At 51.7% G+C, this 23893-nt stretch carries 12 protein-coding genes and 1 tRNA gene; 4 read left to right on the forward strand and 9 right to left on the reverse strand.

Annotation, left to right across the window (positions count from 1 at the left end; genetic code table 11):
- Positions 1-42 precede the first annotated feature (42 nt).
- A complete protein-coding gene (locus JUK32_RS25720; RefSeq protein ID WP_204141743.1) occupies positions 43-1728 on the reverse strand; it encodes a DUF262 domain-containing protein in 1686 nt (561 codons plus the stop codon).
- Between the two features lie 304 nt (positions 1729-2032).
- On the opposite strand from JUK32_RS25720, the gene JUK32_RS25725 reads away from it, so the two are divergent.
- Positions 2033-4141 (forward strand): 3'-5' exonuclease, encoded by a 2109-nt coding sequence (locus tag JUK32_RS25725; protein ID WP_204141744.1) that lies wholly within the window; start codon positions 2033-2035, stop codon positions 4139-4141.
- A gap of 8 nt (positions 4142-4149) precedes the next feature.
- Complete coding sequence (locus JUK32_RS25730; RefSeq protein ID WP_239113096.1) at positions 4150-9513, forward strand: DEAD/DEAH box helicase; 5364 nt, start codon at positions 4150-4152, stop codon at positions 9511-9513.
- Positions 9514-9629: 116 nt separating this feature from the next.
- Here the strand turns inward: JUK32_RS25730 and JUK32_RS25735 are convergent, their stop codons facing one another.
- Entirely contained in the window at positions 9630-9866 is a 237-nt protein-coding gene (locus tag JUK32_RS25735; protein ID WP_204141745.1) for a hypothetical protein, read from the reverse strand.
- Positions 9867-9947: 81 nt separating this feature from the next.
- Between JUK32_RS25735 and JUK32_RS25740 the strand changes: the two genes are divergently transcribed.
- Positions 9948-10256 carry a helix-turn-helix transcriptional regulator gene (locus JUK32_RS25740; protein WP_309224638.1) on the forward strand — a complete coding sequence of 103 codons (309 nt, stop codon included), beginning with the start codon at positions 9948-9950 and terminating at the stop codon, positions 10254-10256.
- A gap of 117 nt (positions 10257-10373) precedes the next feature.
- Here the strand turns inward: JUK32_RS25740 and JUK32_RS25745 are convergent, their stop codons facing one another.
- The 6 genes from JUK32_RS25745 to JUK32_RS25770 form a co-directional block, all read right to left on the reverse strand.
- A complete protein-coding gene (locus tag JUK32_RS25745; protein ID WP_204141746.1) occupies positions 10374-11816 on the reverse strand; it encodes a site-specific integrase in 1443 nt (480 codons plus the stop codon).
- A gap of 455 nt (positions 11817-12271) precedes the next feature.
- Positions 12272-13471 (reverse strand): site-specific integrase, encoded by a 1200-nt coding sequence (locus JUK32_RS25750; protein WP_239113097.1) that lies wholly within the window; start codon positions 13469-13471, stop codon positions 12272-12274.
- Positions 13472-13650: 179 nt separating this feature from the next.
- Positions 13651-13722, reverse strand: a tRNA-Gly gene (locus tag JUK32_RS25755).
- Between the two features lie 104 nt (positions 13723-13826).
- On the reverse strand, positions 13827-17009 hold the full coding sequence (locus JUK32_RS25760) for an efflux RND transporter permease subunit (protein ID WP_204141747.1): 3183 nt from the start codon (positions 17007-17009) through the stop codon (positions 13827-13829).
- A gap of 168 nt (positions 17010-17177) precedes the next feature.
- Positions 17178-18473: an efflux RND transporter periplasmic adaptor subunit gene (locus JUK32_RS25765; protein WP_309224639.1), complete on the reverse strand. Its 1296-nt coding sequence runs from the start codon at positions 18471-18473 to the stop codon at positions 17178-17180.
- Positions 18474-18914: 441 nt separating this feature from the next.
- Positions 18915-19454, reverse strand: a complete 540-nt coding sequence (locus tag JUK32_RS25770; protein ID WP_204141748.1) for a DoxX family protein — start codon at positions 19452-19454, stop codon at positions 18915-18917.
- Between the two features lie 701 nt (positions 19455-20155).
- Here JUK32_RS25770 and JUK32_RS28530 point away from each other — a divergent pair.
- Positions 20156-21088 (forward strand): DMT family transporter, encoded by a 933-nt coding sequence (locus JUK32_RS28530; protein WP_204141749.1) that lies wholly within the window; start codon positions 20156-20158, stop codon positions 21086-21088.
- Between the two features lie 103 nt (positions 21089-21191).
- Here the strand turns inward: JUK32_RS28530 and ppsA are convergent, their stop codons facing one another.
- Positions 21192-23615, reverse strand: a complete 2424-nt coding sequence (gene ppsA / locus JUK32_RS25780; RefSeq protein WP_204141750.1) for a phosphoenolpyruvate synthase — start codon at positions 23613-23615, stop codon at positions 21192-21194.
- Between the last annotated feature and the right edge of the window lie 278 nt (positions 23616-23893).

Here is a 23893-nt window from a genome sequence, read left to right on the forward strand (position 1 = left end):
TTAAGCTAACTGTTGAGCTCTGAAAACCCAGGTTTAGCCCGACTATTTAGTACATTTGGTCACCTTAACAGGGGTAGTCGAGTAATGGTTAAGTACTCGCAGAGAGTTAGGGCAGGTATCAATATTTTTCTCAAAATAACGTACCTTCTTATCTTGATAGTCCCGTCTCCCCTGGGCAGAATTCTTCCGTCGAGTAATCAAAACTAGATTTCCGAGTTTGTGAGTCATCTTCTCACGTTGCTCTGGAGTGAAGTCTTTTACCCACTGGCTCTCTTCACTAGGGTTCTGAGGCAAAATGTGCTCAATCGATAAAGTGGAGAAATTCATCTTGTGAGCATGGTTTGTATAGACAAAATCCAATTTAAGCAATACATATCGCACAAATCTGCGTCCATAGATATCTTCTTGGATCACCCGCTTAAAGGAGTCACTATCCATATCAAAGCAGTCCGATTCAAAAAGCTCATCCAAAGTGACTGCTTGATCAATTATGCGAGTGATATTATTCATAGCTTCAATTCGATCTGTGGGACTATATTGACAGATCCAATCTGCTGAAGCTTTATTGTCAAGAGCAACCAGAAAACGATAAATCTGGTCACCACCAAATTTATCGTGGTATCTCAAAAGAGGAGGGATCCAGTCTGTAGATTGCAAACCTGTCAACATAACCTGGATTAGATTGTCAAATTTGAAGCTATTCGTAAAATCATAGTTACTGCCAGAAAATAGTTTTCCATAGTGGTCCAAATATCTTTCCAGCATCAAGAAGGTTTCTTTACCCTTCTTGAGTAATGGCTGCTTCAACTCACCCGTTGATTTGTTTTTCTCTTTAGGTTGATAAATTTTGTCTTCAAACTCCTGAAGCAAATTCAACCTTGCCTTGTCCTTCACCAAGATGGTTCGAATATAGTTCAGGAATCGGTCAAAGTCATCTCCAAGTTCACCTTCGGCCCTTTCCCAAAACTCTGCATATTTTCTCTTGTCGCTCTCTAGCTCTAGAGCCCCCAGATTTACAGACTTCAAGATGTCACTGTTGCGGAGTGGCACCCCCCGATTGTTGAGAATAGTAAACAGGCGGAAAGCGTCTTCCAGATCTTCTGTCGCAACAAAAATTAGTAAGACGTTATTCAAGAGAAAGCCTAGTAGCTCTTCAGGATCTACATTTTGCTTCTCAAAAAACTTGCGGATTTCCAATACGGCAAAAGCAAGATTTCGAGCAGAAATATCTGTCGCTGATTTCCCAAAGCTCTCCAGTGCGTCTACAAGATTGGTTCCACCATAGGGCTTGATGAACTTATCTAGAAAGTCTTCTACTTTTTCTCTAATGCTAAAAACCAACCGAGTTCTTTCTGGAATTTTCTTGAACTTACTTGCTTTTTGGTAGATACATCTCTGGCAATCTTCTCTAGCTTCTTCATCTTCCGACAAATCGCGAATTACAGCCAGCAACATGAGAAGTGTGGTCATTCTCTGCTGGCCATCGAGCAAGTCGTTCTCATCAAACTCCTGTCCAGCTTTAGGATTGGCGGCTTTAGCCTGGAAGACAAAAGAACCTAGAAAGTACTCGGACTCGGGCTTGCTCTGCATAGCAAATGTCAAGTCATCAAGCAGATCATGGATTTCCTCATAGCCCCATACATAAGGTCGTTGATACTCTGGAATGCGAAACCACAAATTACTGAAAATATCCTTGACCAGAATTTTCTCACTTTTGATTTCGCTCATGATTGCTCTCCTTATGCACCAGGTGTCTAAATGCTGTTTCAGTTCGTGTAGATCTGATGGTTCGTCCTATCCATCAAGCTAAATATTTCAGTCTTGGCTTACAGACTTGAACTCGCCAACACATCAACTTCTGTGACTGAGTGAAGCGATCTAGCTGAACCAGATTGAAACGAAATCTTGAATTCATCTCAACCTATTGAAGGTTACCCAAGTCGATTGGGCAAAATTACTTATAGCGGAATAATGTTGCTGAGCTTCATGTAGCCAGCTCAATATCCGTCTAGTCCCTGAAACTTGTACTGCCGTGACTGCTTGGGCCATTTCCGTAGCTAACACTTTCTTAAATGAACTCCTGAACCTGCCTCAGGCAATTCAGAAGAAAGTCAGCAAAGTCGTCAAAGTGCTTGAGGCAGACCCGATCTCAGCTCAAGGGGATGCCAAAAAGCTCAAGGGCTACACCAATAACGTGTATCGGGTCCGGCTGGGTGACTATCGCCTGTTCTACAGTTTCGGCCAGGGCTGGGTTAAGCTCCTCAGCATCCGCAAGCGTGACGAGCGCACCTACGAAACTGAAATTCCCGAGTTCGACGCTCCAACCCCACCGCCTAACGAGGGTGTCCTGACGCCCCAGCCGCTTGAAGCCTCCTCTGTCGCTCCACCTGTAGACCACAGCATCGCCACTACAGTTCAACAAGAGAACCCGGCTGAAACCACTCAAATTACGACAGCTCTGCCCATTGAGCTGACAGCAGCACTCTTGGAACAGTGGCAAATCCCAACGGACTACTGGCCAGACATTCTCAAGGTCGACAACTCCGAAGAGATTCTAGAATTGCCCATCCCCGAGCATTTGATGAGCCGCATTGTCGATAACCTGTATCCCCGTCCTATCGAAGAAATCTCGGCTCAGCGGGAGTACATTCTTCAACAACCTGAGGATTTAGATCGCTTTGTAGAAGGTAACCTGAGTGCTTTTCTGCTCAAGCTCGATCCAGAACAAGAAAACCTGCGGGAGTTTGGCAAACAAGGCCCCGTATTGGTGAAAGGTGGTCCCGGTACCGGAAAATCTACCCTGGCCCTTTATCGGGTGGAAACCCTCCTGAGCCGGGGATATAAGTCGATTCTGTTTACCACCTATACCAAAGCCCTAGTGGCTTATTCTGAGCAGCTTTTGGCTCAACTTTTAGAACAATCCCCTGAAAAAGCTGGGGTCAAAGTGAGTACTGTCGATGGATTGGTGTATCGGCAGTATGTCACCACCTATGGCAAACCTAAATTGGCTAAAGACCGCCAAAGCGAGGCCATGCTACAAGAAGCCCTCCAAACCGCAACGATGCCTGGTCAAAATCTCTTTGCTCGTCGGGCACGGCAGCAAGCCCTGGAACGGCTGGGGCCGACTTACTTACTTCAGGAATTTGACACGGTTATTGAAGGCTGGGGAATTGACACTCTTGAGGCATATTTAGCCCATGCGCGGCGGGGCCGAGGAATTCCCCTTCAAGCATCAGTTCGTGAAGCAGTGTGGGCCACTTACCAGTGCTGGCGTCAGCTCATGGCCAAAGCTGGGTTTATTACCTTTGCTCAAATGCGATCGCAGGCTCTTGACCTCGTTCTCAAACTGGAGGAAAAGCCTTACCAGGCTGTTGTTATTGACGAGGCCCAAGATTTATCTCCTGTATCTCTACGGTTTCTCTTGGCCTTGCTCCCCTCCCTGGACGGCGTTTACCTAACGGCTGATGCTTCTCAGTCCCTTTACCAGCGGGGCTTTAGCTGGAAGCAAATTCATCAGGACTTGCGAGTAACAGGCCGAACGCTGCTACTCAAGCGAAACTACCGCAACACCGAGCAAATTATTACGGCCTGCACCGCTATTCTCCAGAATACCGAGGCAGGCGATGTGGAATGCCTGGTGCAGGAACCTTCGCCACATCAGGGAAACATCCCGACTGTGCGGTTGACAGATAGCTTAGATCAAACTGCCAAACTCATTCATGACTTTCTGATTAAGGCAGCGAGACATCACCGTATTCCCCTCCATGGTGGGGCGGTGCTCTGTCCGAGTAATCAGATGGGTGAGAACATGGCTCAAGCCTTATCCAATCTCGGGTTGGAAACCCAGTTCTTCCACGGCAACAAGCTTGATCTTAATGCGAACTGCGTCAAAGTCCTGACCTTGCACTCGGCCAAGGGGCTAGAGTTCCCATTTGTCGCTGTTGTTGGGCTACAAGAAGGACGACTCCCCAAGCTAGATCCCAACCTTCCTGATGAAGAAGTTCCCGTTGCCATAGATGAACAGAGGCGCTTATTTTTCGTCGGCTGCTCCCGAGCCATGCGAGCCCTCACAGTCATTGGTTCCCGCTCAAATCCATCTACTCTGCTCAATTCCCTGACTGCTCCCTCCTGGCAAAGATAGGTATTGCAATGAAGCTGCCAATCAAACTACAAGAACTCCTTCAGCAAAGCGATGAGTCAATCGCCTCCATTAGCCGACTGATGGCCGTCGGCAATGCCTGGGTTGACTGTTCTGACGTGGAAGTTGTTGCCGATGACAAACTAGCTTTACTGTTGTCGGAAATCCCCACCGATTGGGACATTATCGAGCTTTCCGAAGTCATTGATGCAGACACTCTGTCAGACTCCCTGGCTGAACAAATCGTTGGAGCCATAGACCTACGCCTGGGTCGGGTGACAGTCCAATCGGCTCCCACCTTTGCAGATGAGGATGAACCCTCCAAGACCCTGGATATCTTCAATCTGCGAGATGAAGTGATTGAGGACTACCGCACCTACATCGAAAGCTTTCTAAAGATCCGAGATCCAAAGGTTGAAGCGTTTGTTCAAAACGAACTCGACAAAGGAGAACTCTGGCCAGATTCCCTGGTACAGCTCAACCCCTCTTACAAGCCGGGGGCCTATATCCACCCTCTAATAGCAGAAGGACTGCTGCATCCTGACTGTGCCCGGTATTTCCCCGACTACGTCAGTAAGTACCCCTTCCGCTATCACCAGGAGCAGGCTTTTCGTGTCGCCCACCGACAGGAACCCTACGTCCTCACCACCGGTACAGGGTCGGGGAAGAGCATGACCTATGTTGTACCCATCATTGACGACATCCTGCGAAACCCCCAGATTCAAGGAGTGAGAGCCATTCTGGTTTATCCCATGAATGCCCTGATTAACTCCCAAAAGCAGGAGTTCGATAAGTTTCTTGGAGAAGTGGGGGGCACCCATATTCGGGTAGAGCAGTACACCGGCCAAGAAAACCTGGCCCAAAAGACCAGCATCCAGCAAAATCCTCCTCAGATTATCCTGACTAACTACGTGATGCTGGAGCTAATGCTCAGCCGTACCCATGAAGAGAAGTTAGTAGGCTCCCAAGATCTGAAGTTTTTAGTCCTAGATGAGTTGCATACCTACCGGGGTAGACAGGGGGCCGATGTCGCCATCTTGGTGCGTAAACTCCGCCAACGCTGCGGTCAGAATTTGCTGTGTATCGGCACTAGCGCCACCATGTCTACGGAGGGCACCCGCGATGACCGTCGCCAAACCGTTGCTAAGGTTGCCAGCAAACTTTTCGGGATTGAGGTGAAAGCATATAACGTTATCGATGAAACCCTGGAACGCTCGATTCCAGGCCCAATTCCTATTGCCGAGGTACTAAGGGATGCTCTTTTGAGCAGTCTCCCTCATGAAGAAACCCAAACCCTAGTCAAGGAAGCATTTCAGGGGCATCCTCTGGCGGCCTGGATAGAGATGGCGTTTGGCCTGGAAGATGAAGAAGGTCACCTGGTACGCCGCACGCCTATTTCTTTATCTCAGGGAGCTAGTCAGCTCTCAGAAATCACCCAGGTATCCCTAGATACTTGCCAGGATATGCTCCGTCGGATGTTCTTGTGGGGCAGCAAAACTGGAGGATTAGCATTTAGGTTGCACCAGTTTATTTCCCAGGGGGGAAGTGTCTACTCCACGGCAGAGCCTGCGAACAAGCGGGAACTGACTTTAGAGGGGCAATACGCTACTACCGAAAAACGGCTGTTATATCCCCTGGTATTTTGCCGAGAATGTGGCCAGGACTATTATCTGGTCTATTTCAACCGAGAGCAAGACCAGATTCAGCCTCTTTTGCCTACCCAACTCACCTTCAACCCTGATAATGCTGATATTCAGGAAGGCTATTTGACTCTGAATGAACCCGGTCTGTGGAATGAAAGTGAAGCAGATCGACTACCGGATACTTGGTTTAAGGAAACTAAGCGGGATGGTCGAGTTCCAAAGAAGGAATATGCACCATTCATTCCTCAACGTCTAAGAGTATTGCCTGACGGCAAAATCACGACTTCCCTATTAAGCGGGACAGAATTCTGGTTCTCACCCAAACCCTTTACCGTATGTCTTCACTGTGGAGTGGTCCACGACCGTCGTAAAAGTGAATTTACCAAGTTGTCTCGCCTCAGTAGTGAAGGACGCAGTACAGCCACGACACTGCTTTGTCTCTCTACTGTCAACCGGCTAAAAAGCAGTGATGCGGTGAAACCAACTGCCCAAAAGGTCTTAAGCTTCACCGATAACCGTCAGGATGCCTCCCTCCAGGCCGGTCACTTCAATGATTTTGTGCAAACTAGCCTACTGCGAGCCTCCCTCAATGGAGCCTTAACCAAACAGAAAAGATTAACTCATACTGACTTAGTGAAGTGTGTTATCCAGCAAATGAATCTCCCTCAAGAGGTTTACGCCCGGCAGGCTTCAGATATTGAAGGGCCGGGCAAGCGACGCAATGAACGAGCTTTTCAAAAGCTGGTTGAATATCGTCTCTATGAGGATTTAAGAAAAGGATGGCGATTCGTTCAGCCGAATCTAGAGCAATGTGGTCTACTGGCGATTCAATACGAGGGCATCGACGAAGTGTGTGCTTCAGAACAGCTTTGGGAGCGCCATCCTCATCCCCTATTGCGGCAAGCCACTCCTCAGCAACGGTGTGATGTGGTGAAAGCGTTGCTGAATCAACTCCGAAAAGATTTGGTTCTAGATGCCGTTCTCCTGCAACCAGCAAATATTGACCAATTACTGAGAGAGGTTAATCAAGCGATCGCTGATCCTTGGTGTTTTGACGCCTTCGAGCGACTCCATGAAGCCCGTTGGGCGACAACAACCCCAAACGGGACTCGCAAGGTTCAAGTCAAGCTTACAGCCCGCAGCAAAATTGGTCGATTCTTGCGGTCTGAGCGAGCCTGGCCCTGGCTCAACCAGCCAATTTCTGAAGATGACTACAGCCGACTCATCCATGCCCTCGTAACTGCCCTCGCCGATGCAGGTTACTTTCTCCAGGAAGAGAACCGGATTCAGCTCAGAGTAGATTCTCTCCAGTGGATCGCCTGTAAAGCAACTCATATTTCACCAGACCCGATGACTTCAAGGCGGTTACAAGGTAGTGAAGATTCTCAAATTAGGGTCAACCAGTTTTTCCAAGACTTTTATGAACGCAGCAGTTCCGGTATCCATACTTTTGAGGGGAGAGAGCATACAGGCCAGGTCAGAAATGAAAAGCGACAAGAGCGGGAAGCAAAGTTCAGGGATGGCAAACTAGCTACCCTATTTTGTTCGCCCACTATGGAATTGGGCATCGATATTGCTGATCTGAATGTGGTTCACATGCGAAATGTACCGCCAAGCCCGGCCAATTATGCCCAGCGCAGCGGTCGGGCCGGACGCAGTGGGCAAGCTGCGATCGTGATTACTTACGCTTCCATAGGCAGTGGTCATGATCAGTATTTCTTCAAGCGACAGGACCAAATGGTTGCTGGGGTGGTCGTGCCGCCAAAATTGGAATTGGGTAACCAAGACTTGATTCGATCTCACGTTCACTCCATCTGGTTGGCTCACACTGACCTCTTTCTGGAGAACTCCATGAATCAAGTCCTTGATTTGGACTTAGATAGTTATCCTCTTAAAGAAACGGTCAGGAATCAGCTCACCCTCACCTCCGCTGGCTTAGACAGTTGTTTCCAGGCAGTAAAATCAATTCTGTCTGATTGGGTTTGCCAAGAAGATTTAACTCAAGCTTCTTGGTACAGCGAAGACTGGTTGCGATACACCCTTGATACAGCCTTGAACAGTTTTGATCGGGCCTGTAACCGCTGGCGAAATCTTTATATTGATGCGGTTACCCAGCTTAACACTGCACGACAAGTTATTGACCGCTCCGCTAAAGGTAATGTTACTCAGGAAGATAGAAACAATGCTGAAGCCCTTGAAAAAGAGGCAAGACGCCAGGTTGATCTGCTTGTGGGTCGGGTAAAGAAAGGCAGCAGCCAGACCCAATTTGAGTTCTATCCCTATCGTTATTTTGCGGCAGAAGGATTCCTGCCGGGATACAACTTTCCTCGGCTGCCGGTGCGGACTTATGTGCAATCAGGAGAAGAAGGAGAGTTTATTGCTCGTCCAAGGGTGGTTGCGATTCGGGAATTTGCTCCAGGCAACATTCTTTACTACGAAGGTAACAAGTTTCAGATTGCTAAAACTCGAATCCCTGTCGGGGGAATCGATGCAGCTTATCAACGAGTCGCGTTATGTCCGACTTGTGGCTATTTCCATGACGGCGACAATTCTCTTCGTGAGTTGTGTGAGAACTGTGGCTCTCGATTGGGACCAGATAGCCAGGGGAACCCGGCCAAGGTCAGCCGACTACTCACAATGGAAACTATGCTGACCCGCCGCCGCGAACGTATCACTTGCGATGAAGAAGAGCGTCTGAAATATGGTTACAACATCACCACCCATTTCCGTTACAGCAACGGACGCAAGCAGCAAGCAAGAGTCCACGCGGATGATGGCACTAAGCTGATGGATTTGACCTTTGGTGAAACAGCTAAAATTTGGCGTATTAACCGGGGATTAACCCGCAGTCAGGAAAAAGGCTTCAAACTTGATTTAGCCAGTGGTCGATGGGGGGAAAACATACAAGATAAAGAGGCATCTATGCCGGAATCCCTTCATACAGAGGTTCATTTGCTAGTAGATGACACTTGTAATGTGCTTCTGGTTGAACCAACTCAGGTGCCGACTAACGATGGAGAAGCATTCCTTGCTAGCTTCCAATATGCCTTACAGCGAGCAATTCAGGCCGTTTATAAGTTGGAAGACGATGAATTAGCCTCAGAAAGGCTTGGTCAGGGAAAGCACATGCTGTTCTGGGAAGCATCTGAAGGGGGTGCTGGAGTGATCTCGCAGATTCTGGAAAATCCTGAATCATTCCAACGACTGGCAACCGAGGCGCTAGACATCTGTCACTTTAATCATGAAAAAGAAAACTGCTCTCAAGCCTGCTATGAGTGCTTGCTTTCTTACCGCAACCAGTTTGATCATCCCCTTTTGAATCGGTACCTCATCAAATCTTGGTTAGAAAAACTCATTACAAGCCAAGTCTGCACATCCTCTATCGACACGGATTCGCGGCTTGATCACTATCAGTTACTCCGTTCTCAAACCGATCCCAATTCTGAGCTTGAGCGACAAGTCTTAGACGAGATATTTCAACGGGGAATTCAGTTACCTGACTCAGCCCAGTTATTGGTCGAGGCGGCAAACTGCAAACCTGACTTTGTGTATATCGAGAAAAAAATTGCCATTTTCTGCGATGGTTCAGTACATGATCACCCTGAACGACAGGAGCAAGACCAGATAGACCGCGACAACTTGAAATATAGCGCCGGATACCATGTGCTGACTCTGAAATATAGTGAGAGCTGGCAATCTAAACTCGCGATACTCGCAAGTCTACTTGGGTGAGATTTAAGGGCTTTCTATACCTGTGAACAAGAAGCAGAACTGCTGTCCAAGCAGGTTGGATTTTCCCAAGGATTACCTTTAAGTATCACCGGGAACCTTTGCTTGGTCTGCAACCATTAGCGAATATCTGCCTGCAAGACAATTTTGGTCAAAATCCGCATCACCTCGCCAGCGCGCCCCGTTGGCAAAGGATTTGACCACTCCTTCATCTCAGCAAACCGGAGGATGTGGAGAGATTTCACAATATTTTCAACGCCCTCTGGTGACCCCATCACCATGATGCGCACCCTATCGCGCCCATTTTCTTGCGGTCCCTGAGCAGAGGCCGCAGTAATATCAATTTTCCCAGCCATATTCTCAGATTCCACGAAACACTTGACAGACATTCACGACCTCGACGTATGCCAGTAGGCTTACATCCTCAGTGTAATTCAATGTATGCCATCCGGCACACATTTACCGCATCAAAAACCTCTGACACGATTAGAGGCATGGGAAAAGCTGGGAAAGTCTTAAAACAGGTGCTAGAAGAGTACGGGATTAGCCAAAACGGTCTCGCGACCACGCTAGGCACAGAACGCGGCACCGTCTACCGCTGGGTACATGAATTGCGAGACCCATCGGCTGAAACTCTGGTGGAAATCACCAATGCTCTGCGCACACTTAACCCTGATGCTGCCCAGACCTTTGTTCAGCGCTATCTTGGCGATGTTGCACAGGGGAGTGCTGAGGGGGATTCTTGAGATTGATGATTTGTTTTCGACAAATATCAACACAGCAATTAGCCCAAAGCTAGGAGCAGGTACTCATTCGATGCTCCAGCTTTGGGCTGATTTTCACAGAGTCAGACTTGGTTCAAATTAATCGGCTACTTTCCACCAATTCTTCGCCTTCTCAGTTCTTTCGCGGCTGGTGAGCTGACTGTAGGTGCGATCCGCTTCTCGGACGGAGTGCCCCATCATTTCGGCCAGAGCCTCATCGTGATCGCGATTCCCATACTTCCGTTGCCAGGTGATCGCAATGCGCCGGAAATCATGGGCTGAAGTGCGCTTCGGTTCTCTGTAGAGAACGCCCGTTGCCGAATACATGGCCCTGGAGACGACCTCACTTAATTTAGTGCCCTCGTAGGGTTTGCCTACATCATTCGGCTTCTGAGGCGCTAGACGAATAAAGACTCGCTGATGCTCGGTGGGAATCTTGGGTCGCCAGACGTTGAGCCATTCATCTAAGTCGGCGGTGAGGTTAGATGGGAGGGCAAATTCACGATCCTTTCCAGTTTTGCTACCCGTTTTGTGATCGTCAGGTTGCAGCCGCACCACATAGCCATCCTCTTCCCGAAACAAAGTTCGCCCCACTTCTAATTCGCGAAGTTCGCGTTGACGGATGGGGCAGTAGGTCAAAATAGCGATGAGCAGATACCGTTGCCAGCTTTGCATAATGGCCCGGTCGGGTCGTCGGTGCCCAGCGACGCTGCGTTTGCCCCCTGTCCGCTCCAATCGCGTCCGTTGAGGCGCACAGCATTTGCGGAGATATTTGGTCACTTCGACGCATTGCTCAAAGGTGAGCAATTTCTCTTCCAGCATCTCCTTGGAGGCGGTGCGTTTGGGTTCTTTTTCCCGTTTGTGGGCAATTTCGAGGAGCAGCGCCCGAATCTCTTCGATCTCCTCAATGTCACGGTATTTCGCCTGCTTAGATCGGCGATAGTGCTGCCACTTGGCAACATTTAAGGCCGCAGCCCCCTTAAGCGTTGCCCAGCCGTACCCATTACCGCGATCATTGATGCCCCAAGCAATGAATTCATCCAGCCACTCGCGATCGGCCATCATTTCCAGCTTGAGTTCTTCCAAGGGAACATCCTGAAAGCGATGCATCCATCCGAAAAAGAGGCGAATTGCGTGCCAATAAGTTGTAAAGGTGGTCTGCCGTAGCGGCGAATCCTTTCGCTTAGGAATTTCGGGGGCTGTCACAAAGCGATGAAATTGATCGACCTGGCGCTTAAGTGCGGGGCTAAATTCTTCTTCCTTAAGCCCGTATGGGTTGGCAGAGAATTGCCGCCGCTTGCCTTTTCGTTCTCTGCCCAGGTTGTACCCCGCCCACATGCGGGGCGTTAGCTTTCCGTCGTATGTGCCAAAGGCGTCATGATACCAAGCCTGGTCTTGAGCCCAGCAGATAAATCGATTGAGGGCTGACTTGTAGTTTGCCAGGGTACCGTCGCTGAGTTGATTGGCAGCGGCGATAGATAGCAGGTGAGTCTCGGGATTCTTGAAGTCGCGGATCGGGAGTTCCTTCAGCGCCGAAAGCAAATCCTCCTCTTTTTTTAGTTCACTTGGCGAGAATCCATATCCTGGAAGGACATACTTTCTCAGCGTGGTCTTCAAGTTCCCGATCAATTTTGGATTGCCTTGAGAAATCCTTGAATCCTGAAAAAGCTCTAGTACATCGAGCACGGTGCCTGGAACGTAGTAAGTCATTGTTGGTATTAAAAATGTGACTATTTCACTATTATACTGGTGCTTAAATCCGCCAAAAATCACATACCCAATAATATCTAAAGTCTTCAGAATCCATTCAGAAAAGGGCTTTTAGAAACTGCGACGACAATTAGCTTAGGATTCTAGGAATATGAATCCTATCAGCAAGGTAAGAGGTCTCATGGAACAAAATAATCCAAGTGAATGCCATTTGGTTGCTTATACAAAATATCCCAAGCCCTGAGTAAGAGCTTGGGATTGATGATTCTTGGCAAGATACTGATATATCAGAACTCTGGAACAACCAGTTCACGCTTGTTCCCGGCATAGTGTTGATAGATGACCTCCGGAGAGTTGCCGACTAGACGAGCAACATCCTTCGCATCGAGTTTGCCCGTTTCTAGCGCATGGGTAATGAAGGTATGGCGTGTCTGATAAATCTTGCGGTATTCAATCCCGAGCCCCTTCAGCACTTTCTTCCAAGTGCGATTTCTAAAGTTGTTGAGATCGATAGGTTCTTTCTTGGGGGAGGGGAACACCCAGGCATCCGAAGATGCCTCCTCGGGTTTGATGGATTTCAGAAGCTCTTGAAGTTTTGCGTTGCAGGGAAATCGCCGTCTTTCTTGGGTTTTTAACCCTTTGCGGATTTTCCTACCTCCATCGGTATTGATCAAAGCCTGCTCAAACAAAATCTGGCTGAAATCCTCAGTGACGTGTTTCCACTGTAAAACGACCGCCTCAGATGGCCTACACCCAGTCGCAAAGAGGAATTCAATCAGTGGGGCATAGTAGCTGTGCTTGTGCGCTGATTTTGGCGAACAAAACTGATTGCTTCGTAGGGCTTGGAGAATTGCGTCTCGCTCTTCTATCGAGAACGGATCGATTTCTGTAAAGCCCTCTTCTCCTGACGCCTTGGGCAGTTTGATTTCTGCCGCCATGCCGTCGAAAGGATTTTGGTCGGCAAGGCCAGACTTCATCGCGAATTTGCAGCAGGCACTGAGTCGGGTGATGAATCGCTTGGCTGAGTTCAGGGGGACTGTTTGTAAAACGTGATCCCGAATTTGGGAGGCTTCCTTCAAGCTATGGGTTGGCAGCTTCTCCAGGTAGCCTGTGTAGACCCCATAGGTATATTTCATGGTGTTCTCGCTGCATTGGGGGCGCTTAAACTCCAGAAATGCCTCCCACAATTCTTTGAGAGAAACCTCGGGTGTAATTTCGGGTGTAATCTTCTCGGCAGTGCTGAGAGCCGATTGCGGCTTGTATTTGTCCAGGGTCTCATCGAAATTGCCCGAAACGATATCCAACTCAATCTGGCGAGCTTTCGCTTCTGCGGCCTTGCGATTGATCGTGGTATCGGGCAGGCCCATGCTCAAGTAGTGGCGCTTTCCGGCATAGCGAAATCGGAGTTGCAACCGATTGTTGGAGTTGATGACTTTAACGGAACCTTTGGATGCTTTGGTTGAAGAGCTGGAGTGCATAGTTTTCATCAGATCGCATGTACTTAAATATGGCACACGCTTACACCCGCTTTACACCCAAATTACACCCAAAATTGCCTAATCATCCCCAAACTACACCCAAAAATCGGTCAGACCACATTTAAGGATCTCTTAGTCTGAATAGCGAAAACCCCTGAAACCAATGATCTTCAGGGGTTTTCTTGAGAAGCGGGTGAACGGACTCGAACCGTCGACATTCAGCTTGGGAAGCTGACGTTCTACCACTGAACTACACCCGCGAGGAAGTTAAGAGTGTTGGGTTTTTGATTTTAAGTTAAGAACACGAGTCTGCATTCAAAACTCAACATTGAACACTCAAAACTTGCGAAGCTTCATTATACGGCTATTTCCCAGTCAGAGTTTTGTCAGGTTCTAACGCTTTGTGAAGCGGAGCGGAGTCGTCGGGATCTTTGAGGCGACGGAAGAGATTCGCGATCGCCCCCTGAAACTGATCAAGATAGGTAAAGAACACCGGCACCACCACCAGTGTTAGCAGCGTTGAGGTGCTGAAGCCGCCGATCACCGCGATCGCCATCGGACTGCGAGTTTCTCCGGCGGCCCCGATTTCCAGGGCGATGAACACCATCCCCGCCATGGTCGAAATTGAGGTCATCAGGATAGGACGGAGGCGAGTGGTGCCCGCTTCCATCACCGCTTGACGGCGAGACTTGCCGTGCTGTTTGGCCATGAGGGCGTAATCTACCAGCAGAATGGCGTTTTTAGTCACCAGTCCCATCAGCAGCACAATCCCGATGAGGGCAAAGAGGCCCAGAGGCTTTTGGGTGATGAGCAAGCCCATGAGTGCGCCACCAATTGATAGGGGCAGCGCCGCCATGACCGCAAAGGGATAGAGGAAGTTGTTGTAGAGCAGCACCAGTACCGCATAAATCATCAACACCGCCGTCCCCAACGCCAGCAAAAAGCGACTGAAGATTTCGACCATGATTTCAGCATCTCCCGCAGGCTGCTGCTGCACATCAGCCGGCAGGGTTTGCAAGGCTGGCAGCTCGTCTACCAAGGCGACCCCCTGGCCGAGGGTGAGGCCCTGGAGGTTGCCGCCGATAGTCACCTGACGGGCGCGATCGAAGCGGTCGATTTGGGCAGGGCCGCTGCCGAAGGCGATGTCGGCAACAGCGACCAGCGGCACCAGATTGCCGTTCTGACCAGGGACTTTGAGCTGGCGCAGGGTATCGAGTTGGTCGCGCTCGGCAGGGTCGAGTTGCACCCGGATGGGGATTTGCCGATCGCCCAGCGTAAATTCCGCCAGGTTCGATTCTGTATCGCCTAGCGTGGCGAGGAAAGCGGTGGTCGCGATCGCCTGCACGGACACGCCCAAATCGGCTGCCCGCAGTGGATCGGGAGTGATCAAGATTTCCGGCTTCACCAAACTGGCACTGGAGGTCACTTCCACCAAGCCAGGAATTTCTCGCATTTGCCGAGTGAGGGCGTTCGAAGATTCCAGCAGCGTCGTCGGATTGTCGCCCTTGAGAATAATGGTCAGGTCTTTGCCTGCGCCCCCCGCCCCCTGACTTTCGAAGCTGATGCGAGCCCCGGGAATGGTTTGAAAAATTTGGCGCGCCGCTTGCTCAAACTCATCCTGGGTCGCCGTTCGTTCGTTGTCGGGCTTCAGATTGACAAACATGGCCGCTGTATTGATGCCCTCGGTACCTTCGGAAGACAACACCGTGGCAACAGCTTCGTGTTCTAAAAGGGCGGTGGTCACCCGTTCCGTCACCTGATGCGTATTTTGCAGGGTGGAGCCGGGGGGCAGTTCTACATTAATGGTGGAAAGCCCCGTATCGCCGGATTCAAACAGACTGGTAGGAATGTAGGGCACCAGCATCAGGCTACCGATGAAAAACATGACGGCCAGAGCGATTGTCAGTAACCGATGACGTAATCCCGCATTCAGCAAGGTTTGATAAGGCCGAAAGCGCCGGACCGGCTGGCCGTAGCCATTCAAAGGGACCTTGCCGTTACCGTTACCATTGAGGATTCCATTGCCGTTGCCGTTGCCGCTGAGAGCGGGTTGGGCGATCGCGGGTTTTGCCTTAAGCAGGTAAGCGGCCAGCATGGGGATTATTAGCCGAGCCACCAACGTGGAGAACATGGTCGCAGTGGCCACTGTGACGCCAAAGGGCTTGAAGAACTGACCGGGAATGCCGCCCATGAAGGCAACCGGAATGAAGACCGCGACGATAGTGGCGGTGGTTGTCACCACTGCGAGCCCCACTTCGGAAGTGGAGTCTAGAGAAGCTTTGAAGGGCGGTTTACCCATGTGAATGTGGCGCTCGACGTTTTCGATTTCGACGATCGCGTCATCCACCAAGTTGCCCACGGCTAAGGTGAGGCCCAGCAGCGACATGCTGTTGAGGGTGTAGCCCAGCCAGTCGATCACGATAAAGGTCGGAATGATGGAGAGGGGCAGGGCGGTGGCCGTAATCAGGGTGGCGCGCCAATCGCGCAAAAAGACGCCGACTACCACCACGGCCAAAATACAGCCGATCACCAAGGCATCGATCGAGGCGCGATAGGAATCCCGAATTTCCGTAGCGCGGGTGAAGATGAGCCGAAACTCGATGTCTTCCGGCAGCGTTGCTGCCAGTTCCGCAATTCGAGCAGTGACCCCTTCTTCAACGGAGACGAGCACGCTACCAGTGCTGCGCAGGACGGAGAACGACACTACACCCTGATTGTCCAGGTAGGCGGCCTGGCGGATCTCGGCATAGCCCTGGTCTACAGTGCCCAGACTGTTGAGGGGGACGGCAGTGCCGTTGGGCAACTGAATCTGATAGTTGGCGAGAGCTTCCACAGTCGGGGCACTGCCCAGGGTGCGGAGTCCCTGTTCTTGCTGACCCAGGGTGGCGCGACCGCTGGGCAGGTTAACGTTAAGCGCCCGAATCTGGTCGTTGACTTGCGTGGCGGTGATGCCTAGCGCGTCGAGTTGTTTGGGGTCGAGATCCACCCGAATTTCCGGATCGACACCGCCAATGCGATCAACTTGGGCGACGCCCGATACCGAGAGCAAGCTACGGCTGATGTCCTGATCCACTAAGTCGCTCAATTCTTCCACCGATCGCTGATCGGAGGTCACCGCATAGGTCAGAATTGGCCCCCCTTCAAAGTCGAGTCGTCGCACGACAGGATCTTGAGCGGCAGCGGGGAGGTCAGAACGAATGCGGGCGATCGCATCCCGCACATCATTAGTCGCGCGATCGGTATCAACGCCCAGGTCAAAGCTAATCACCGTTTGCGAACTGCCATCGGTCACTGTAGAGCGCAATTCGTCAATGTTGCCCAGTCCTGCCACAGCGTCTTCCACCTTTTTAGTGACCTGGGTCTCCAGTTCTTCGGGGCCGGCTCCGGTCTGGTTCACCGTGACAATCACCGCCGGGAAGTCGATATTGGGGTTCAGGTCAACGCCCAACCGCCCAAACGAAACCAGCCCTGCCAAGGTGAGCACCAGGAACAGTACCAGAGTGGGGATGGGACGGCGGATAGACCAGCCAGAAACGTTGAAAGACATAGAGGGGGGTGAGGGTAGTTGGGTGGCAGGGTGGTTGGGTGATTGGTAGGTGGTCTTACAGGGTTTCGTCGGGGCGAGGCATTCTGGTTGCCACGGTTTGGATTGATGCCAAGCACTTTGCACAAAATGCCTCGCCCCGAACGGATGTGGCGGATAATCCGATCGCCCCTATTCCGCGACGGTGACGACATCACCCGCTTGCACGTAACTGGCCCCGGCGACGATGACCTGTTCGCCAGAGTCCAAACCCTGGAGAATCTCGACGCGATCGCCGGCTTCGTCATTACCAGGCACGCGCGCGCCAATCTCGACCGGGCGGGCGATCGCCGCTTGCTCTGGCCCCAACACGTAAACACGCACCGAGCCATCGGGTTGTGGCAGTAGCGCTTGCGCCGGGATTGTTAAGCCAGAACGCTGTCCTGACTCAATTTCTGCGGTGAGGAACATGCCCGAACGCAGGCGATCGCTCACCGGCAGGCGAATCAACACTTTGGCAGTCCGGGTTTCCGGGTCTACTAGCGGTTGAATCTCCTGCACCGAACCTTCTACCTGAATCGCCGAATCCGTACTGGAAGTGACTCGCGCCGGGGCTCCCACCTGCACTTGCGACAGCTGCGCTTGGGGTACTTCGGCTAGCAGTTCCAATTGATTGCCTTGAATCAACGACACCACGGCGTTGCTAGTGGAAGACACATTACCGACACTGGCCGGGCGCTCAGCGACAATTCCCGCCAAAGGCGCGACGACAGTGGTGCGGCTAAGTTGGGTCTGCAGACTTGCCAGCGCTGATTGTTGGCTGCGGATATTGGCCTCGGCACTGGCGACAGTCGCCCTCGCGACCCCGACATCTTCACGAGCCGTAACAGCCTGAGTAGCGCGACTGTCCAATTCTTCACGACTCACGGCCCCCTGGTTGGCTAGAGATTGATAACGCTGGCGGTTACTGTCTGCCTCAGCTAACCGGGCTTGGGCCTGTGACAGGGTTGCCTGTTGCTGCTGTAATTGGGCTTGGGCGACCTCAATTTGCGCCTGCGCTTGCTGAATCTGGGTTCGCAATTCGGTGTCGTCCAGAATCATCAGCGGTTGCCCCGCCGCCACCCGATCGCCCTCTCTCACCAACACCTCACGGATCTGCAACCCACTGATTTGGGGAGTCACTGCTAGTAAATCTGCTGGCTGTACCGTCCCTGAAACCGTCAAGCGCGCGCTAACCTGCCCCGTCTGCACCGGAGCCACCGTCACCGTTTGCGCACTCACCTGACTGGTGGATTCAGCGGGTTGTCCTTCTTCGGTAGACGTCGACCCACCAGCCAAAAGGCGAGGGCCAATGAGGGCGATCGCCACCCCAATGCCTACGCCGATCAACAACTTTCCATAGCCTTTGGGAGATTTCTCTACCCCTTTGGGAAAGGATATTTCCATACCGTCTGTCGCCGCCAAGTCGGAATCTTGCAATGATGTCACAGCCCAAAATGCACGCCAAAAGTGCCCTTACAATCAATCACTCGTTAAGAAGTGTAAATTCATTATGACTTAAGATTTGCCTGGCCGTGGTGAACCGGAGAGGCGGCTGGTCAGATCAGCATCCTGAGCCCAATCAGCATTGTTCGTTTCCCAAATGCCTGGCCTCAGCCCACTGACAGCAAACTTTCACACACAAATGACGGGGTGGGGCACAAAAAGTTGCCAGATATCGCTCTTGTTTATCAAGATTTGGTCGAAATGAATTGCTGATAATCGGTAACAGGCTCTCCCAGCGCCCTCAATATCAGACAGAGAATACGCCGCCCAGCGGTAGGCCATCACGGCAGAGAACTTGATTGCAGCCACAAAAAAGGAAGGAGAGCCAAAGCTTCCTTCCCTTAAAAGTTTTTTTGCTTGCGTTATGACCGCGATGGCGATCAACTAGACGACTGCATTCTCATCTTTAACGGCTTCGGAAGCTTCAAATGAGTTCTCCAGACGCATAATCCGCTTCTCTTTGAGGGTCAAAGATGCACTGTCAAGCGCGTTGGCAATGAGTGCGTCGAACGAGTACAACCCTGCGCCATTGACCAAGAAGTAGAAGAAGGAAGCGGCGTAAATGGCCGAGAGTTCCAGATAAGGCAAGCTCAGACCAGCCACTGAAATGTGGTGATACATCGCAACACACATGGTGCCAAACAGACCTAAGGACGCAAACCGGGTGAACAGACCCATGGCGACCAATGGAGCGGCGATCACCTCGGTGTAGGCGGCGACATAGCTCAAAAAGATGGGGAAGGGCAAGCCGAGATATTCGACGTAGGCCCGGGCAAAGCTTTCGATGTCAGCTAGTTTGTCAAAGCCGTTATGAACCATCATCACCCCCAGGGTAACTCTCAGAATTGCCAGGGTTGCCTGAGAGAGGGTGTTGGCAGAGATATTGGGCCTGAAAAGCTTGGCAGCGTTGGAAGTGAGTTGCATAGGATTCAACAGATGAGATTAAAAAACTCCGGCGGAATATTTATAACTTAACAAAGTTATTTAAGAAGTGTAAATCACGACAATAGAAAATTCTCATCTTTTTGACCGATGGCGACACAAGTTTGCGCGTGCATGGTCTGAGCCAACGATTCAAGTGACAGTCGTAACGATACCTTCAGCTTCGAGGCGATCGCGGATCGACACTCCGGCCCCAATTTGGCTTTCCAAAAAGGCTGAGAGGGCTTGAATCGCGTTTAATGCTGCCGTCAGATTCTGGGGCCGTTGATGTTGCCCAAGATCGAGATAAAACTGTATGAGGCGATCGCTCCACCCCCTTTACTCGGGTTGTTGTAGCCTTTCTCAAAATTCGTGATGGATCATCAATCGCGGCTGAGCCTTGGCATCTTCATCGTTGTTGCACCGGGCGGCTGACGAGGGTGCTGAAATATTGCTGTAGCGTTGACAATCGAAAGGCTGTGTAAATCTCAGAGATTGTCGTCAGGAGCATAGATATGACAGTCGCGATCGTCATCTGTCTTTTGGGGCTAGGGCCGATAGCAATAATCAGTCATGATACAAAGCTGGACTGGCGCGCCAGCCTTTGGGGCTAGAGGTTGGGGAAGGCACTGGCGGCTGAGTCGTCACTGCCCGATCACCAAGGTAAGGGCCTCCGTCCTACTGTTACTTAATCAGGAATTAGCGTGCTCGGTTTCATCTTAGTTTTGCTGTCATCAGTATTCTTCTGCATTCAAAATGTCGTGGTGCGGATTTTGTTTGCCGAGCAAACGCTCATCGGGATTGGCGTTACCGGGGGCTTTTTAACGCCAACGTTGCACAATTCTTTTCTGCTGTTGCTGTTGCGCATGGTGCTAGCGGTGCCGTTGATGGGGTTGCTCGCCAGTCGGCTGCATCCCCCGATCTGGAAAGAGGTCCGCAGGCTGGCACACCCGAGTGAGCGGCGGGCGTTGGGGCACGCGATCGCGGGGGGACTGCTGATGTTTACCTACCTGGCGCTGCTGTATGTCTCGATTGGGCTCATTGCGACCGCGATCGCCCTCACGCTATTTTTCACGTTCCCGATCTTTACCGCCCTGTTGTCGTGGCGCTTTTTGGGGCAGCGACCCAGCGCCATGCAGTGGGGCATCATGGGCTGCATCATGGTGGGCAGTGCGTTGACGATTCCGGCAGAGCAATGGTCCGGGGGCGGTAACTGGGTCGGGGCGGTACTAGGGGTCGCCAGCGGCGTGGCCTACGCCAGTTACACCGTCAACGCCCAAAAAAGTTTTGACTATCTCAATCCCCTGACCTACACCTGGCTTAGCTTTGCGCTGACGCTGCTATTTTCTGCGGCCTGTCTGGTGGTGTGGCCCGTTGCCCATCCCCAAGACCTAGCCTGGACGCCCATCTGGATCTGGAGCTTAATTTCTGGCATCGTGACTTTTGCTGGGCACATGCTTTTCAACTCGGGCATCAAACACATCGGGGCCACCTTGGCCTCCATGCTGGGGTCGGCCAACCCAGCGTTAACGGTGGTGCTGGCCTGGGTTGCCATTCGCGAAACGTTGGCTACAGTACAGCTTTTGGGCGTTGGCATTGTGACGGCCAGTGTGGCCTCACTGGGTCGCTTTAAGTAGCATCTCACGCGCTTGTGTTCTAGCCGTCCGGCGTTTAAATCGAATCGCCTCGGGGTGAATAGTTATCCACTCCGAGGCGTAGGTCGTTAACTCAAGTCGCTGACTACAGGGACTGTTCGAGTTCTGCGATCGCGAGGGTCGTCTTCACCACCACATCCGGATTCAGACTCATGGAGTCGATGCCCTGCTCGACGAGGAAGCGGGCGAACTCGGGGTAGTCGCTGGGCGCTTGACCGCAGATGCCGATCTTGCGACCCTTGGCTTTCGCGGTGGCGATCGCTTTGGCGACCAGGCGCTGCACGGCGTGATTGCGCTCGTCAAACAGATGAGCCACAAGGGCAGAGTCGCGATCGAGGCCCAGGGTTAACTGCGTCAGGTCATTCGAACCGATGGAGAAGCCGTCAAAGACTTCGGCAAACTCTTCGGCCATCATGACGTTACTAGGCAGCTCACACATGACGTAGATTTGCAGCTCGTTTTCCCCCTGCACCAGACCGTGCTGGGCCATTTCCGCAATCACGCGGCGACCCTCATCCGGCGTGCGGCAAAAGGGAATCATCAAAATCACGTTGGTCAGCCCCATGTCATTGCGGACGCGCTTGAGGGCCTGACATTCCAGGGCAAAGCCTTCGCGGTAGCGATCGTCGTAATAGCGAGAAGCGCCTCGCCAGCCGATCATGGGGTTTTCTTCCTCCGGTTCAAACGCCGCACCGCCTAGTAAGTGAGCGTACTCGTTGCTCTTGAAGTCCGACAGTCGCACGATCACTGGCTTGGGATAAAAGGCCGCCGCGATCGTGCCAATGCCTTGGGCGAGTTTATCCACAAAGTATTGCGGCTTATCGTCATATTGCTCCGTTAGGCGAGCAATTTTGCGCTTAGCGGCACTGTCCGTCAACACCTCAAAGTTGATCAGCGCCATCGGATGCACTTTGATGTGGTTCGCGATGATGAACTCCATTCGCGCGAGGCCGACACCTGCGTTGGGTAACGCCGAAACGCTAAAGGCGATTTCCGGGTTACCGACATTCATCATGATCTGGGTGCGCGGCGTGGGGCAATCATCCAGCGGGGTCTCTTCCACCCTAAAGGGCAATTCGCCTGCGTAAACTTGACCTTCTTCACCCTCGGCACAGGAAACGGTGATGGTCTGCTCCGTATGAATCACCGCCGTGGCGTCCCCGCAACCCACGATCGCCGGAATCCCCAACTCCCGCGCAATGATTGCCGCGTGACAGGTGCGGCCCCCCTGGTCGGTGACGATCGCCGCTGCCTGCTTCATGATCGGCTCCCAGTCGGGATCGGTCTTGGCCGTCACCAGCACTTCTCCCGGCTGAAACTGCTCAATATCGTCCACGTCCAAGATGACGCAGGCATTACCGCTGCCGACCATAGCCCCAACGGCGCGCCCCGTCGTCAACACCTCGGCATCAGCAGGTTTCTCTAGCTGATAGGTTCGCAGCACGTTGCCCTGCCGCTGGGACTGCACGGTCTCAGGCCGCGCCTGCACGATGAACAGTTCCCCCGACTGACCATCTTTCGCCCATTCAATATCCATCGGCGAATAAACGCCGCGCAACTGGCTGTAGTGGTCTTCAATGTCACAGGCCCACTGGGCGAGTTGCAACACATCAAAGTCAGAAATGGCGTAGCGATGGCGTTCCCAGCGGGGCACTTGAATGTTTTTCACCAATTTGGTGCCGCCGGTGTTGTAGACCATGCGGAGGGCTTTGCTGCCCATCCGTTTGCTCAAAATCGGCTGATGGCCCGTCTTGAGGGTGGGCTTAAAGACGCGATATTCATCCGGGTTGACGGTGCCCTGCACAACGTTTTCCCCCAAACCGTAGGCCGCCGTCACCAGCACCACATTTTTGAAGCCGGTCTCAGTATCGATCGAGAACATGACGCCGGAAGTTGCCAGGTCAGACCGCACCATCTTTTGCACACACACGGAAAGCGCCACCTCGAAATGGTCGAAGCCCCGAGCTTGGCGGTAGGAAATGGCGCGATCGGTAAACAGCGAAGCAAAGCATTTTTTGCAGGACTCAATGACTTCTGATTCGCTGTGGACGTTGAGGTAGGTTTCTTGCTGTCCGGCAAAGCTGGCGTCGGGTAAATCTTCTGCTGTAGCGCTAGAGCGGACAGCCACATCAGTGTCCGCACCGTAACGGTTGCACATCTCCCGATAGGCGTCGCGAATGGCGACTTCTAATTCGGGGGGAAAGGGTGCATGGAGAATGAGCGATCGCGCGATTCTGCCGTGTTCCTGCAAGTTGGGCACATGGGTCACATCCAGGTCAGCAAAGAGCGATCGCAACTTTGCATCGAGCTCATTGAACTGAATAAAGTGGCGATAAGCATAAGCGGTGGTCGCAAACCCCGACGGCACATTAATGCCCTTCGGCACTAACTGTTGAATCATTTCGCCCAAGGAGGCATTTTTACCGCCGACAATAGGTACATCTTCTAACCGAATTTGATCAAGCCACAATACGAGATCTTGAGCTTTTTCAACTGTGGTAGAAATCATTTGCTAACTCCTGTCTATAATGCCTGACGCTTCCCAAGGGATGAGTCTAGCCAAATTGCAAAACGCCCATCAATTAGATTTAGGTAGTCACCCAAAACTGAAGTCCAGCAACATCCCCTTTCCCAGTTGGTGAGATTGACCAGACGGAAACGAAAATCACATTAGGAGACCACTCGTTCCAAAATGAGCAATAAATGCTTTTCGTGGCTCAATTTCAACTGGGATCAGTTCTTCCTAGTGCTTCATCAGTCAGTCCTTAAGCAACCTTAGGGCTAATT

It is taken from the genome of Halomicronema sp. CCY15110, assembly GCF_016888165.1.
Taxonomy (GTDB): Bacteria; Cyanobacteriota; Cyanobacteriia; order Phormidesmidales; family Phormidesmidaceae; genus Halomicronema.